Origin of the sequence: Paenibacillus sp. WLX1005, from assembly GCF_046603685.1 — a bacterium.
Taxonomy (GTDB): Bacteria; Bacillota; Bacilli; order Paenibacillales; family Paenibacillaceae; genus Saccharibacillus.
The window spans coordinates 2,801,991-2,817,577 of sequence record NZ_CP176756.1; the positions used below are offsets into that span (position 1 = coordinate 2,801,991).

Consider the following 15,587-nt stretch of genomic DNA (forward strand, 5'->3'; position numbering starts at 1 on the left):
TCGCGCAGTGCGATACCGATGCTTAGGAATAGTACTTGGATGTGCTGGTGTCCGATCTGACTGCTATTACATAATCTTATTTCCCGTACACTTCTTGTCTGGAATGAAATCCGTCGGCAATGACCGTCTGATCGATATTGTTGCGGTTGACCTCAATCGGGCTGAGCAATATAGACGGAACTTCAATCTTGCCATTATTCACGTATTGTTTGGCGGTAATACTCTCATCCTTCGCTAGCTTGACCGCCATCTCAGCAGTAATCTCGGCAAGCTTACCAATAGGCTTATACACCGTCATCGTTTGCGTTCCTGCTACGATGCGCCGTATAGCAGCGAGATCGGCATCCTGCCCTGCAACCGGAATGCGTCCGGCAAGTCCACGTTCCTCTAATGCAGCCACTGCTCCCCCAGCGGTACCATCATTCGCTACAATGACGGCATCAACTTTGTTGTGGTTGGCAGTCAGCGCTTCACGCATGTTATTCTCCGCATTGGACGGCTTCCAGTCTCTTGACCATTGATCATATACGACACGAATCTGCCCGTCATCAATCCGTGGCTGTAATACGTCGAATACGCCTTGCTTGAACATATGTGCGTTATTATCTGTGTCTGCACCGCCGATATATACATATTTGCCCTCTGGAACTAGCTTGGTTATCGCTTCTGCCTGTAAACGACCGACCTGCTCGTTATCAAAGGAGACATACAGATCGACATCGGCATTTTTTACCAATCGATCATATGACAGAACTTTGATGCCTGCGCGATGAGCACGATTCACGATAGCTGCTGTCGCTTCGGCATTATGCGGTACGATGACCAGCACATCTACCCCTTCGCTGATCATCTGCTCTGCCTGCTCAATCTGGATGGCATCATCGCTATTCGCAGATTGTACGGTAACTTCCGCTCCAAGGCGATGTGCCGCCTGAATGAACAACTGACGATCCTTTTTCCAGCGTTCTTCGACCAGTGTATCCATTGCAAAGCCAATTCGAATAGGGCGGTCGGCTACAGACTTGCCAGCAGCTGCCGAACGTTGACTGGATAATGAGCTTGTGGAAGAGTTGGTAGATGGTGTGTATTGTTGCTTGGTAGACGGCGATCCTGCTGTAGAACCGTCAGTGGCAGAGTTCGGTAATGCCGTTGTTGCTGATGAAGTCGGTGGTTGCGGTTGTTCAGAGCTGGTTGTGCCGGGTGCCATAGTACAACCGCTCATGAGCAAGATGAATACTGTACTTATAAAGATGAGCCATAGACTGTTGGTGAGACGATTGGTAGTCGATGTACAGCAGGTACTTTGCTCAGTTCCTTTTTCATATGATAAATATGCTATATCTGCTTTCTGTATCACGGTAATTGCTGCGTCATCTAACTTCATTCCCGTGCTCCCAGCAATGCCTTCCGATATTCCGTCGGCGAAACGTCACAGGACTTTTTGAATACTTTGCTAAAATAGTTCGGGTCACGGTAGCCGACCTCATAGGTGATCTCCTTGAGACTTCGCTGTGGATCTCCCATCAGCTTTTTCGCGCGATTGATTCGGCACTCGGTGAGAAAATCAATATAGTTCACACCCAGCTGCTCTTTGAACAATTTACTAATATAAAAAGGACTCAGCCCAAATTGCTCGGCGATGCCTTCTAGCGAAATATCCTGATGCGAATGTTCTGTAATGTACTGCTTCATTCGTCCAATCGTATCCGGCTTGACTCGCTGGGCGTATGCATCCGAAATACTGCGCATCTGCTCAATCATCAGCGACGTTTCATGACGCAGCTGACGATAATCCTGTACTGGGGAAGAATACACGGGCGGTTCCAATTCCACTCCCATTTCGGTCAGCATGCGTGCAGCAATCCAGAGCCGCTGTAAAATTAACTGCTGCGCCTGTAACTGATCTCGCCCAGCCTGCTCATACTGATGCACCGCCTGCAAAATATCCTCTCGAATATGATCCCAATCGCCAAGGCGTACCTGATCAAATAATCGCTGCTCCGCCTGACGCGCCAGCGTACCTGTACCCGGCGAAGCAGTAGACGCATAATCATCATAAAACCGATACTTTACTGGCAAGTATGGATTGCTCGTTGCAATCAATGCCTCCTGATACGACTGCCGCAATCGCCCAAGCGAACTGCACGGATTGCCAATTCCGATAAAGCACTGCTCCCGCAGCTCCTGCCCGGCAACCGTCAATAGCTCGCGCGCCATATCTGATGCCTGTGCGCGAAACGATTGTCCAGCACGTCGGAAGCCGATGATCGGCACCTGTCGCCCGTTCAATGCACCGACCAGACCATTGCCAGTACGACTGATCGTTTCCCGAATCGCTGCATACAGATGCTCGGCGGCATCAGGAATAATGACCGCAAGTGCAAATTTCTCACTGTCGGGATCAACATCCAGCCAGCGCACCGTTTCGTCCAGATGCACATCATGTACATAGTCGAACAGCAGTTGGGTGACCATATCGGTTTCAATGACCGGCAGTAGACGTTCCAATGTATCGTCGCGCTGCTTGCTCTGCTCACGGCTTTGACGTTCGGCATCAATCTCGGCGAATACCTTTTGGACCGTTGCCGTAATTTCGCCCGCTTTGCTTGGCTTGAGCAGGTAATCTTTCACTCCCAGCTTCAATGCCCGACGTGCATAATCGAAAGTATCATATGCTGTGATCATAATGAATTTGATCTCTGGAAACGACGCTCCAATCTGTTCCGTCGTTTCTAGCCCGTCCATACCAGGCATTTTGATATCCATCAGAATGAGATGTGGCTGGAAGCTGGCTGCTAGCTCTATCGCCAGTTTGCCATTTTTCGCCTGTGCAATCTCCAATTCCGGGAAACCTCGCTGCAAAATCGCTTCCAATCCTTCCCGCACCACCTGTTCATCATCGACGATAAGCAGCTTCATCATACGCGTCCCGTCCCCTTACTTTCGGTATTTTTAAAAGCACGCGTACGCCGCGTCCCTCAGTACTATGAATCTCAATAATATCGCGCACCCCATAAAACAGCCGCAATCGCTGCACTACATTCGTAAAACCGATACCCGTCGAATGCCCTTCACTCTCTACCTGCTCTTCATCCAGAATCTGCTGAATCTTCACATGACTCATACCGGGTCCGTCGTCAGCAATTTCCACCGTGACCGTCTCCCCGCTATCGCGGATCACAATCTCGATATTGCCGCCATGCTCATCTGGCTCGACCGCATGAGTGATTGCATTCTCAATAATCGGTTGCAGCGTTAAACCGGGAATCTGAATGGATAGGCAATCTTCGTTAATATCAGTATGCAAATGCAGCCTATCGGTAAATCGTGCTTTCTGAATTTCCATATACTGCCCGATCACTCGCACCTCGTCGTATAGCGTAACAGAACGATCCAATCGCTTGAGATTGTAGCGCAGCAGTCCGGCAACACTAACCAGCAGATCACTCGTCTCCTCCGCTCCTTCCAGAAATGCTTTCTTCGATAGCGTATCCAGAATATTGAATAGAAAATGCGGATTGATCTGACTTTGCAAGCTGCGTAGCTGGCTCTCCTGAAGCAGCAGCTTGTTCCGCTGCAATTCATTTTCCAGCTGTGCCTTCTGCTGAATCTCGGAGATCAGCCCATTGATGCTAATGCGCATATGCTCAAACATCTTTGCCAGAAACGAAATCTCATCCGACGAATTGACTTTCACTTGTAGGTCAAACCGCCCCTTTGCCAGTTCCTGTGCTGCTTGAGTGAGCTGCTGAATCGGGCGTGTGATGCTGAGTGAGAACCAATAGGTGAACAGCAACAACCAGCAGGTCATCGTCAGCAGAATCCAAATGCCCAGTCGCTTCAATTCGCTGGATTGCTGAATAATTCCTCTGTAAAATTGCTCGTACGTCGTCAGTTCCCGATCCAGCAACGTAAGTGTCATATCAGAAATGTATTTGGAAATGCGTGTTGCTTCGGAAAAGGCATCCGCCGAATCTTCGGTTTCCTTTTCCGAGTGGAACATGACCGCACGCTCTGACGTTTCGATCAGACTGTCGATTAGATTGATATAGCTCGTCAGCGCAAAATCGTTACCACTATTGCGTAGATTACTAATATCCAGCTGGGCTTCCTGCAACTGCGTTTCTCGCCTGCGCAAACTGCTCAGATTGCCTTCGGTCGGCGTAATGAGATAACTGTTGAGCGAGGTAATCACCTGCTGGCTGGATGTTGTTACTTCATTCATGCGCAGGTAGCGCTGTAGAATCTCGTTATACTGATTCTCCGTCTTCTGGTTATAGTACATGAGCGTCACCCAGATCATCAGCATGATGAACATGATGATCGCCGTCAGTGTCCATATTTTCCGTTGGATGCTGATCATTGGACTTGCGCCGCCGTACGGATTGAAATGTCGGTCAGATACCCGTCTCTATTCAGAGGCAGCGTCTTGCCATTCAGCCACTGTATCATCATATGTACGCTCACCTTTCCCATCTCGTCGGGCGATTGCTCCAGTATGCCATCTAGCTTGCCATCACGTAGCAAGGGCAGTACATCCGGGTTATCGTCAAAAGAATAGATTTTATACGATTCTATGCTAGAGCGTCGACTGATCTCCTGTACCATCGCTTCCGTCAGATTGGAATCAATCGATATGAAGGCGTTTACATTCGGAAAGCGGTTCATAATGTTTTGAGTAGCTGCGACGATCTTGTCGCGTACTTCCGGGGTTTGTACATATTCGGTATGAATACCGGGATATTGTTTGAGGATATGCTCCATGCCTTTGACACGCTGCTGCTGATCGTATTCATTGCGGTTATCGCCCATCAACACGACTGTGCCCTTTTTGCCCATATCCTGAATGAGCTTCTCGGCGATCAATTGGCCGGCAGCATGAGGGTCGGAACCGACATATGTTTTGCGCAGACTGCTCTGCATCGGTACATCACTAGCAACGGTAATGACGGGTATGCCGTAAAATGCTGCTTTTACCTTCGTCAAATTAACAAATTCGTCTGTGTCCAGTCCCTGCACGATAATACCATCTACCCGTGAATCGATGGCAATCTCCAATTGCTTGAGAAAGCTCTCCCGGTCACGTCCGTAACTGCCCCATACTTCGAGCTTGGCATCAAGACGCTGCGCCTGTTGTTCCGCTGCATTGCCTAACTGCTGCCAGAATGGAGTGCCCAGGTCAAAGGTGATCAGAACGAGCCGATACTTCGGTTGTTGTTGCGAACGGGTCAAAGGCAATTCATGCTCGGATTGAACAAATCGCATCGCTGCCATAATCGTAAAGATCAGCAGCGTCAAGGCGACAATCGCTAGTAAAGCGCTTACTTTTTTATGCAAATGAAAGATCCCTCATTTCGGCTACGATATCCGTATTATAGCACCGGGGAGGGTCAGGCTAGAAGATAGGAATAGATAATTTTTTGATGAGTTTTCGTGGTAGGGATGTAGAGCAGCTAAGTGGAGGGAAATAGATATGTCAAAGCGGAAAAGCAGAACAACATCTATTCGCTGTTCTGCTTGTATCTATTGTTATGTGTTGGAAAAAGTATAAATTTTATATACTGAATGGCTTCAGTCGAATCTTAGATTGTAATGATCCAACAACCTCTCTAAATGATGGCGTGGTTGAGATCAATTAGTGCAAGCTTTTCGCCCACTCTTTTACTGTAACGACTTCTGCTTGTACCGGAAATACCTTTTCCGTTAACACACGGTGTACTTCTGGGTCGGCATCAATACACGCATCGGACAATACCGTCAGCACATAATCTTTATCGGATGCTTCACGCAGTGTAGACAGTACAACACCACTGGTAGCAATCCCGCTCAACACAAGATGCTCGATACGGTTGGAGCGTAAAATCACTTCCAGATCACTGCCGGTAAACGCACTAAATCGCTTTTTCATGACAACTGCTTCCCCCTCCTGCGGGGCAATGGCATCGTGAATCTTGATCTGCTCTGGATCTGCGTTGCCACCACGTGCAGCAACACCACCAAACATTTTGTTGCTTGGATGCACTTCCGGGTAACCATCGCGGAAGCCGACATGAATATAAATGACTTGGATTCCATGTTCACGCGCGACTGCAATCGCTTGCTGGAATGGCTCCAACTGTTGCTCCTGCTGAACGAATCGGGATACGATGCTATTTTGCATATCCATGACGAGTAGAGCTGTATTATCTGCTGCCATATAGATATTCACTCCTTTAATTTGAAAATGGATGATCAGTACATTTTATGCTACGAGCTGAGATCACGATTTTAACTGCGACCAAATTATACTTGATCTTAGTATGACCAACCGGAGCGGGAAATGCAAAATGCTTGCTATTTTTATTTACAATCGAGCTCATCCATCACATGGAGGTCGATATCGATGCAGTCAATGAGACAACAGACTTTCCGCTATCCTTTGAAATATTCAGCTTCAGCGATAACGCTTCTGCCAGTTGCCGAACCGGTACATACAAAGTACCATCATATACGATTGGACCTGTATATTTCGAAGTGATCAGCTGACAAATGTCGCTCTCTTGCTGGCATTGCATTGGTGGCTCGTACACTTTATTGTTATTGGGGCCACTGCCTTTGGACACGGTGTACGTCTCAATCTGATATCCCATGTCATGGCTTCCCCAAAAAATGGCAGCTTTGCCGTTGTGGGTTACTGTATATTTGTGATATGTAAACAGTTCATCTTCTATACTACCGCTAAACGAATAGCCTAATTTCTTGACGGTATCTCTGAGTGGTGCATAGAGAGTTCCGTTGTTCTCGTATACTCTGATCTTGCTACTGGTAGTAGTTGTATTACTACCAGAGGAAGTATACAGGCGAAGCTCATATGCTGCTGAGACTGGAGTAGGCAACATACTTAGGAACAAAGTAGCGAGCAGAACGAAGGACAATAGTGATTGGATTCCTGATCTTATTGTTTTCATTATGTGGATTCCCCTTTCAAGATATATAGTATCTGTTTGAGGATATCATACGAAGCTAATGATGAGGTGTTTTGACTAACATTTTATTGAAATCTTATTGTCCAAATACAATCTCCTCAACTGATTGTACTGTAGCAAAACGTCGATGCCATACATTCTCATGATGACGCATAATTTGCTCTGCTGATAATATACAGCTATCTAGCGTACTATGTGCATCGGCTGCGACAATATTATGCTGATAGCCAATACTGTACGCATTACGAAGTGTCGTATCCAGGCAAAATTCTGTTTGTGCACCAGCAAAAATCATTTGTTCAATCTCATTTCGGCGCAACCAGTCCAATAAGCTTGTCCGATAAAAGGAATCCCAGCGCGTTTTGCGAATGACTGTGTCTTCTGGCTTACGCGACAACTGAGCACTGATCTCCCAATCTGGCGTACCTGGATATAATTCGTCGCTAGGATTCTCGTCACTGTGTTGGATAAATACAATCGGAATCTCGTTATCCCGCGCTTTACCGATCAAAGTGTTCACATGCTCGACTAGCGATTTGCGTTGATATAATGCGTTGTGCTTACTATTAAAAAAGATTTCCTGCATATCAATAATGATTAATGCCTGCTTCATTACGTATCCTCCATTCAATTGGGAATGCAATATAATCATGTTGAAATTTTAAATCGTTTGTTGTAATTGTGCAATGGCTTGTGTTTCGATTGATTGTGTATGGGTTGATTGTATTGGTCGTTGATACAGTAATTTAGGTTTCATTATTGTGAATTTTTCATATGTTGAAATATTTATTTTAGGGTTGCAATCCTCAAAATTGCCGAAAGATTGCTACATTTAATATTTCTTCTAATTTGTTCTCTTCCTCAGATCTTACTTAATGGCTTTGTTCGCTGGTTCGCTGGTTCGCTGGTTCGCTGGTTCGCTGGTTCGCTGGTTCGCTGGTTCGCTGGTTCGCTGGTTCGCTGGTTCGCTGGTTCGCTGAGCAATTATGACTTCCCATTTGGTTTATAGCAAATTATTTTCTGATTTCACTTCTCATTTTGAGTTTTACTGTTATGAATTTTTCATGTATTGTTTTTTTATCATTTTAGTATCGTAAAATTCTATTTTCTTTTCAGTCCATCATTTTTGCTCAAAAAAATCGGAAACACCCGCCTCATTAAGCGAATGTTCCCGATTGGTTGATTGCAAGATTATTTTGTTTGCCTTTGTAAAACTCTCATCCCTGCTTATGCCGATAGTGCACGAAAATCCAGCACTCACACGGTTGCTCCCTCAGCATAACAAACACAAGCACTAGCTCGTCTTGTCACATCCAGCCGCGAGAACATTCATCAAGCATGAAACTGCTGACCGTCGTACACCGCTTCCACGTACCCTGCACGAATAACAAAGTCACCGAAATGCTCATTGCTTTCGCGTTCTGTTGCATAGCGTTGGATGATCGGCTTCAGCGAAGACAAAATTTCCTCTTCCCCGATATTTTCACGATATAGTTTGTTCAATCGACTGCCGTCAAAGCCGCCGCCCAGATACATATTGTATTTGCCGGGTCCTTTGCCGATAAAGGACAGCTCTGCCAGCATCGGACGGGCGCAGCCGTTCGGACAACCAGTCATACGTACGACGATATCTTCGTTGCGCAGTCCTGCCTGATCCAGCTCCAATTCCAGCTTGTCGATCAGCGTTGGCAGGTAGCGCTCCGCTTCCGCCATCGCCATACCGCATGTTGGCAAGGATACACATGCCATCGAATTGCGGCGCAATGCGGAATAATGTGCGCCATCAGTCAGATGATATTGAGCGATGAGCGATTCGATCTTTTTCTTCTTCTGACTGCTGACGTTGCCGATAATTAGATTCTGGTTTGGCGTCAAGCGGAAGTCACCAGTGTGGACTTTGGCGATTTCGCGCAGTCCAGTCATGAGCGGATAATCCTCCAGATCGACGATACGACCATTTTGTACAAATAATGTGAACATCCATTTGCCATTGTTGCCTTTGACCCAACCATATCGGTCGCCATTATGGTCAAATTGGTATGGACGCGCTTCCTGCAACTGCCAGCCGAGACGTTCATGCAGCTCGGCTACGAGCCAATCCAGCCCACGGTCGTCAATCGTATATTTGAAACGAGCGTGTTTACGTACAGCACGATCGCCATAGTCGCGTTGAATGGTGACTACTTTCTCCGCTACATCGATCATTTGCTCTGGTGTAATAAAACCGATCACTTTGGACACCTGCGGATAGGTCGCAATATCACCATGTGTCATTCCCATACCGCCGCCAACTGCAACGTTAAAACCAGCCAAACGACCATTTTCTACAATCGCGATAAAGCCAAGATCTTGTGAAAAGACATCTACATCGTTAGACGGTGGAACCGCGATTCCAATCTTGAATTTGCGCGGCAGATAGACTGCGCCATAGATCGGCTCTTGCTCGGTTTCAGTGTCGCGGCTGTCGATAATTTTCTCCTCATCTAGCCAGATTTCGTGATAGGCACGCGTCTGTGGATCAAGATGGGTACTGACTTTACATGCCCAATTGTATACTTCGGCATGCACATACGATTGATCCGGGTTGGTGTTGCACATGACGTTACGGTTCACGTCACCACAGGCTGCCAGTGTGCTGAGTAGTGCATCATTCACTTCGCGGATCGTGTTTTTCAGATTCCATTTTAGTACGCCATGCAGTTGGAACGATTGACGGGTCGTGAGACGAATCGTTTCATTGCCATACTTGTGCGAAATGCTATCCATCATCAGCCATTGTGCAGGTGTAACGATACCGCCAGATGCACGAACACGCAGCATGAATTGGTACGCGGGTTCCAGCTTTTGCTTGTTCCGTTCGTTACGCAGATCACGGTCGTCCTGCATATAACTGCCATGGTGCTTCATCAAGCGGTTGTCATCCTCGGGGATGGAACCGGTAATAGGGTCTTTGAGCGTTTGCTCCAGACTACCACGCAGGTAAAAGCTATTTCGTTTAATATCCTCGACGTCACTATGCGGACGGTCATGAGGTGGAAATTTTTCATATTGGACCATGTTCAGTTCTCCTCTCGTAATCGCGGGCGTTTCCCCATTCAGCCACTGTCGCTCAATATACGTCCCGCTGATAACGTTTTTGCTGCAACATATTGCTCATATATTGTGCAGCTTCTTCCTGACTCATCTTGCCTTCTTCTATTAAAATACTTTCCAATGTCAGATGAACATCGTTTGCCATATGCTTCTCATCACCGCATACGTACACGACGGCGCCCTGCTCAATCCATTCGTACAGTTCACGGCTGCGCTCCTTCATCCGGTGCTGGACATACACCTTCTGGTCGCTATCACGGGAAAAGGCTACATCCATTCGTGTGAGCACGCCATCTTTGAGCCAGCGCTGCCATTCCGTTTGATACAGGAAATCCGTGCCGAAGCGGCGGTCGCCGAAGAACAACCAGCTCTTGCCCTCTGCTCCTGTCTCTTCACGCTCAGCGATAAAAGAACGGAATGGCGCTACACCTGTACCCGGTCCAATCATAATGATCGGAGTGGAGTCATCATGTGGTAGCTTAAAGTTGTCATTGTGCTGAATGTATACCGGTAGAGAATCGCCTGCTTCCAGTCGTTCAGCCAGATGCACAGAGCAGACGCCATAGCGTTGACGACCGTGCTGCTCGTATTCGACTTTGCGTACAGTCAGATGCACTTCATCCGGTGACGCTTTGAAGCTGCTAGAGATCGAGTACAATCGTGCCGGGATTTTACGCAGCAAGGATAATAGTTCGTCTGCTGGAATGTCGCTCAGTGCGAAGTCGCGGATCAGATCCAACAGATCGCGCCCCTGCACATACGTCCGCAGATCCTGCTGTCGTTCCTCTGCTAGCAGATCCTCCAATTGCTCGTTATCCGCTAGTCCAGCGATCTTTTCCAATAACGGTTTGCTTAATGTTGTAATCTCATAATGATGCAGCAATGCTTCGCGGATGCTCAACTGATCGCCATTCTTGTTAATCGTAATGGATTCATCAGCATTCCAGCCCGTTTGCTGCAAAATATCTTCTACCAGCTGCGGGTGATTTTGCGGATAGACACCAAGACTGTCGCCCGGCGCATAGCTTAGACCGGAGCCTTCTAGTGACAGCTCTACATGCCGGGTTTCCTGATCTGAGCCGCGACCGTTCAGATTCAGATTTTCCAGTACTTCTGCTGGAAAAGGGTTCGTACGATGGTAATCCGATTCCACTGCGGAACCAGCAGTACCTTCCACTACCGCAGGTGTACTAGCAGATGCTGCACTGACTTGACCGAGGGCAGATAGTACCGCGCTAATCCACTCGCCTGCCGCTTCTTCAAAATCCACATCACAATCAGCACGATCTACAATGCGCTGCGCGCCGAGCTCTTCCAATCGTTTATCAAAATCCTTACCCGTCTGACAGAAAAATTCATACGATGTATCGCCTAGACCGAGAACAGCAAATTTGGCTTCTGACAGCTTCGGTGCTCGCTTGCTATTCAAAAATTCATAAAATGGAATCGCATTATCCGGCGGATCGCCTTCTCCTTGCGTACTGGCGAGAATGAACAAATTGCGGACCTTTTTCAAATTGTTCGTTTTGTAATCACCCATGGACGACAGTGTAACGTCGAATCCTTGTGCGGTTAGTTGCTGAGATAGCTTTTTCGCCAAGCCCTGGGCGTTACCGGTTTGCGAACCGAATAGAACGGTTACTTCTTTTGGTACGTCCGGTACTGCTGGTGTTGCAGCAGCTGATGTTGTTGCTTCATTCGCTGTGGTTGGAGCCGCTACGGTATTACCCGCTTGCAGTGAAGCGCTCAGATAACCGTTCAGCCAGATGCGCTGTGTGTCGTTCAAAGTTGGCAGCAGACGATTCAGCAGCTCTGCTTGCTCTTGTGTAAAAGGACTGTTAGTAGCTTGAAATTCCAACGATATCCACCCCATCATTTAGTAACGACCGTCATGTAGCCGTTACTAATTCCTAGTATAATGCTCAGATTAATTTATGCTTATTTGAACTTATCATAGTCCAGCAAAGTGGTCAATTAGAATGCCTTATAGGTCTTATCAGTTCTGCTGATGAACGGGGAAATCACAACAAATAAGCCTTTTCCGCAGCGTGATCCAACGGCGTAATGACTGTTGAATTTGCTGGGAAAAGGCAGTTTGTTATTTTACATAAACACCGAATCCGTACGTGATATTATGAAACTCATCCCATTTTGCAGATACACTGTACTCGTAATATCCGGGTTTGGCTGGAACTGCGAAGCTACGATTGTTCAGCTTTTGTGGGATGTATTTGTCGTCTTTGACCATGAAGACATTCAATTGTGTGGGTGTGCCAGTTAATTGTACGTTCAGTTGAGAAGAAGGCTTGAGCTGTAGCGCCTTCTCCTTGATCTCCTGATCTGTTGTTCCGGGCAAATAACCGACACCAGCCACGCCCACCTCGTTGCCAGAATAATCGACCGTTGTCCAGATCGAAGCTAAATATTGTAGCGGCAGTGGTTTCGTTCCGCTGTTAATCTGCACTTTGTTTACGGCAAAGGTAAGTGGAGACTTGGTCTTCAACAGCAGATTGCGTAATATGTCCGCTTGTTTTGCCGAAATCTCCTGTACGATTTGAGATGAACCTCCTGAGATTGTAAGCAGCGCTGGTTGACTATATGTATGTCCAAGTGATAGTTGATACGATGCGACTTCGTTGTCTGTTGTTTTCATCGATAACTCATAGTCAGTTGCTTGCTGTGCACTACTTTGTGAAGGTGTACTATGAACAATCGCCTGCTGGAACAATTCGATAATCACTTTGTCGGTATACGTTCTTGAGGTACAGGTGGTGGAGCTTGCTTCTACAGGTGCTTGAATTTGCTCAGAACAGGTCGCCGTGATGGATTGTGTGCGGTTGACTATGTCCAGCATTTGTTCTGGTGTCGCTGCCCATGATGGAGTGGAAGTTGCGAGCAGGCTAACTACAAGCGTCGTCAGCGCAAGCCAGACCGTGCTTTTACGTGTGATGATGTGCATTCATGAATCTCCTCACTATATTCTATATTATGTATAACATTTAAATTATAGAATATTTTGGGATATCATGCATCATTCATTTGATATGCATATGACGCGGAATAATCAATCCGGCTTTAATCAACCTTTACGAAGAGAGAAAATGTGCTGGATAAACTGTTCCTTATATTCTGTATACTCCGCAATGCCGTGCTGTTGCCGAGTAGTAAAGTCCATTTTCAACTGTGCGTACTGCTGCCTCGCTTCCTCGTGTGCATTCATATAATCGCGAAAAAACAACATATCCAACCAATGCTCGCTCCCATACGGAATCATATGAATAAAATGTGTTTTCACGCGAAACTCTGCATCGGCAAAACGGGCAAACACTGCTTCTTGCTGGCGCCGTACCTGTAACCGATAAAATCCAATCGCACGCAGCGGTTGATCATAAACCGACCATTGCGACTCCTGTTTCTCTACACCAAGGGCAATGTCGATAATTGGCTTTGCCTGTAATCCCATAATCGCCGTACTGCCAATATGCTGAATGCGATCTGCGTTAAAAGAAGGTAACTGCTGTAACAGCTCACTGCTTATCTGTTCATATTCCTTTTTCCATAATGGATCATGCTCTACCAGCAGCACTTGATCCGGCTGCAAGCCAAGCTGCGGACGCTTCATAGCCAACCTCCTAGTCTACATTCCTTTGAAGTGTCAATCTAACGAGTAGCTTCCCTTCGGATCACAGGCATCTCCGCATCTGTATCTTATAGAATCTAGGCACCTGCACCTTACGGAACCTAAGCATCTGTACGATTACTTTTTAGCCAACCCTGCTTGCTTGAGAAAGGCATTCTGTTTACTTGTACTTCCAAACAGCAGGTACAAGATCGATTCGCGTTGATAATCTTCCAGCGTTTGTAATTGCTCTGCGACGAGCGGAATCCATGTACCCTGCTGCATCAGCTGATCTCCCAGCCCTTTGACGGGTTTGGCAGATTGACCGCTACCTAGCAAAATGTTCAATAATACCGGTAACGTTTGTTCGTCCAGCCCGTAAGCTTCGATGAAAGCAGCAGCATATGGATTATGCGCCGATTGATGCTCTGTATCTACCAATTGCATATACTGACTTAATAATGGGAAATAGTCACGACTGTACAATCCCAGCCCCAAAATAGCATACGTACCCGGCATGACTGATTTCTCGCCCGGCTCTACATCCTCATACCATGCAAACTCCTCCATCACCTTTTCGCCGTATTGCGCAAGTAGCGGATACAGATTAGGATATTGCAGCGCATTGGCGAAGAAACGATGTAACGGCGATTTTGCTAGACTCTTCACTGGTAGTAGGTGCTTCTCTTTACTGCTGAACTTCATTTTATATTGATGTGGAAATCCTTCTTCCAGCAGATCGCACAGATAGGTCAGCGCTTCGCGATAGGCCGCTTCCTCTTCCGCTGCCAGTCGAAGTTCAATCTGTTGCAGCACATCGTTGGCTTTGCCGCTAAAATGTTCATTTTTACGCTCATGCTCTACATTGCCGCTGCCTTGTTTTATATACATAGCAGCCCGCTGGCTATGCAGCTGTACTGCATATTGCAGATAAAGCTTACGCTGCTCTGCATCCTCCTTGCCAATTCGCATAGCAGCATACAGGAACATCTCCAGTTCATCAGGATCAACCTCTTCCGCAGTTACTTCACGTCGCAGCGTTAGATCGACTGTATACTCATTGTCCGAATCAAAATATTGCGGCAAAAAGATATCATTCGCCCAAAACTTCAATGCCATCGAAGATGTAGACTGCCATCTCTCATATTGCGACCGGAATGGAAATAACTTCAGATCGACATACTCAAATAGCGGCGCCAGTGTCTGTACATCCGTCGGTGTAATATCCTTATTCAGCATCAGATTTGCAAAGAAATACAGATCGCGTTCGTCAGGCAAATGATGCAGATCCGCATAAATCTTTTCATCAATAAACAGCTTTAACTCCTGCTTCAAAGCCTCTAACTTGACTGGATTAATAAAGGTTTCGCTATATTGATATGCCTCACCTGGCTGTTCGCTGTCGAATGCAAGCTTGCATTGCAATCTGTAATCGAACATTCGCTTGCCATACTGATCCGACAGGAACAAATTATGCAGCTGTTCACGAAACGCAGGCATGAATTCTTGTTCCAATAATGTAGTTGTCAATTGTTCCCGATCCACATCGCTGTCCCATGTATAAGCCGTATCGCTCCATGAGAACGGCTCCTCGATCTCTACGAAATATTTCCCTGTTTGCTGACCTGAACCTCTGAATCCTGAACGCCCTATCTGATAACCAACGCGCACATAATCGCGAAATCCTACCTGTAACGGACTGTGCTTGCTCATCTCGTCAATTCGGCGCTGCTCCTTGCTGTAGACCTGCTCTAGCTGTGTCCATGTTTCGTCCAGTAACTGCTTTATATGCGGATTCATTACAATTGCTCCTTTGTTATAACGTAGTTTCTGGTCACCTATGCTATACCTATGTAGACCTACATATTGATCGCAATATGTAAGCTGATTTCTTAAAACTGTCTATCGTC

At 46.7% G+C, this 15,587-nt stretch carries 12 protein-coding genes; all 12 read right to left on the minus strand.

What is annotated here, in order from left to right:
* Positions 1 to 76 precede the first annotated feature (76 nt).
* A complete protein-coding gene (gene xylF, locus ACE3MZ_RS12010) occupies positions 77 to 1,207 on the minus strand; it encodes a D-xylose ABC transporter substrate-binding protein (RefSeq protein WP_411342410.1) in 1,131 nt (376 codons plus the stop codon).
* A gap of 173 nt (positions 1,208 to 1,380) precedes the next feature.
* On the minus strand, positions 1,381 to 2,922 hold the full coding sequence (locus tag ACE3MZ_RS12015; protein ID WP_411342411.1) for a response regulator: 1,542 nt from the start codon (positions 2,920 to 2,922) through the stop codon (positions 1,381 to 1,383).
* The gene (locus ACE3MZ_RS12020) at positions 2,897 to 4,363 is read right to left on the minus strand and encodes a sensor histidine kinase (protein ID WP_411342412.1); all 1,467 of its coding nucleotides are present in this window, start codon (positions 4,361 to 4,363) and stop codon (positions 2,897 to 2,899) included. The genes ACE3MZ_RS12015 and ACE3MZ_RS12020 overlap by 26 nt, the downstream gene beginning before the upstream one ends.
* Entirely contained in the window at positions 4,360 to 5,337 is a 978-nt protein-coding gene (locus ACE3MZ_RS12025; protein WP_411342413.1) for a sugar ABC transporter substrate-binding protein, read from the minus strand. The genes ACE3MZ_RS12020 and ACE3MZ_RS12025 overlap by 4 nt, the downstream gene beginning before the upstream one ends.
* 298 nt (positions 5,338 to 5,635) lie before the next feature.
* Entirely contained in the window at positions 5,636 to 6,196 is a 561-nt protein-coding gene (locus ACE3MZ_RS12030; RefSeq protein ID WP_411342414.1) for a cysteine hydrolase family protein, read from the minus strand.
* Positions 6,197 to 6,362: 166 nt separating this feature from the next.
* Positions 6,363 to 6,947: a hypothetical protein gene (locus tag ACE3MZ_RS12035; protein WP_411342415.1), complete on the minus strand. Its 585-nt coding sequence runs from the start codon at positions 6,945 to 6,947 to the stop codon at positions 6,363 to 6,365.
* 94 nt (positions 6,948 to 7,041) lie between these two features.
* Positions 7,042 to 7,578, minus strand: coding sequence for a cysteine hydrolase family protein (locus ACE3MZ_RS12040; RefSeq protein ID WP_411342416.1), 537 nt, complete (start codon positions 7,576 to 7,578; stop codon positions 7,042 to 7,044).
* Positions 7,579 to 8,297: 719 nt separating this feature from the next.
* Positions 8,298 to 10,022: an assimilatory sulfite reductase (NADPH) hemoprotein subunit gene (gene cysI, locus ACE3MZ_RS12045; protein ID WP_411342417.1), complete on the minus strand. Its 1,725-nt coding sequence runs from the start codon at positions 10,020 to 10,022 to the stop codon at positions 8,298 to 8,300.
* Between the two features lie 52 nt (positions 10,023 to 10,074).
* Entirely contained in the window at positions 10,075 to 11,916 is a 1,842-nt protein-coding gene (locus tag ACE3MZ_RS12050) for an assimilatory sulfite reductase (NADPH) flavoprotein subunit (protein ID WP_411342418.1), read from the minus strand.
* A 240-nt stretch (positions 11,917 to 12,156) separates the two neighbouring features.
* Positions 12,157 to 13,017, minus strand: coding sequence for a hypothetical protein (locus tag ACE3MZ_RS12055; protein ID WP_411342419.1), 861 nt, complete (start codon positions 13,015 to 13,017; stop codon positions 12,157 to 12,159).
* A gap of 120 nt (positions 13,018 to 13,137) precedes the next feature.
* Positions 13,138 to 13,680 carry a GrpB family protein gene (locus tag ACE3MZ_RS12060; protein ID WP_411342420.1) on the minus strand — a complete coding sequence of 181 codons (543 nt, stop codon included), beginning with the start codon at positions 13,678 to 13,680 and terminating at the stop codon, positions 13,138 to 13,140.
* A gap of 135 nt (positions 13,681 to 13,815) precedes the next feature.
* Complete coding sequence (locus ACE3MZ_RS12065; protein ID WP_411342421.1) at positions 13,816 to 15,477, minus strand: DUF6138 family protein; 1,662 nt, start codon at positions 15,475 to 15,477, stop codon at positions 13,816 to 13,818.
* Positions 15,478 to 15,587 lie beyond the last annotated feature (110 nt).

Excerpts from the sequence above, each read along its gene's own strand:
- xylF (WP_411342410.1), bottom strand. The coding sequence starts at position 1,207 with ATGGCACCCGGCACAACCAGCTCTGAACAACCGCAACCACCGACTTCA.
- ACE3MZ_RS12015 (WP_411342411.1), bottom strand. The coding sequence starts at position 2,922 with ATGATGAAGCTGCTTATCGTCGATGATGAACAGGTGGTGCGGGAAGGA.
- ACE3MZ_RS12020 (WP_411342412.1), bottom strand. The coding sequence starts at position 4,363 with ATGATCAGCATCCAACGGAAAATATGGACACTGACGGCGATCATCATG.
- ACE3MZ_RS12030 (WP_411342414.1), bottom strand. The coding sequence starts at position 6,196 with ATGGCAGCAGATAATACAGCTCTACTCGTCATGGATATGCAAAATAGC.
- ACE3MZ_RS12035 (WP_411342415.1), bottom strand. The coding sequence starts at position 6,947 with ATGAAAACAATAAGATCAGGAATCCAATCACTATTGTCCTTCGTTCTG.
- ACE3MZ_RS12040 (WP_411342416.1), bottom strand. The coding sequence starts at position 7,578 with ATGAAGCAGGCATTAATCATTATTGATATGCAGGAAATCTTTTTTAAT.
- cysI (WP_411342417.1), bottom strand. The coding sequence starts at position 10,022 with ATGGTCCAATATGAAAAATTTCCACCTCATGACCGTCCGCATAGTGAC.
- ACE3MZ_RS12055 (WP_411342419.1), bottom strand. The coding sequence starts at position 13,017 with ATGCACATCATCACACGTAAAAGCACGGTCTGGCTTGCGCTGACGACG.
- ACE3MZ_RS12060 (WP_411342420.1), bottom strand. The coding sequence starts at position 13,680 with ATGAAGCGTCCGCAGCTTGGCTTGCAGCCGGATCAAGTGCTGCTGGTA.
- ACE3MZ_RS12065 (WP_411342421.1), bottom strand. The coding sequence starts at position 15,477 with ATGAATCCGCATATAAAGCAGTTACTGGACGAAACATGGACACAGCTA.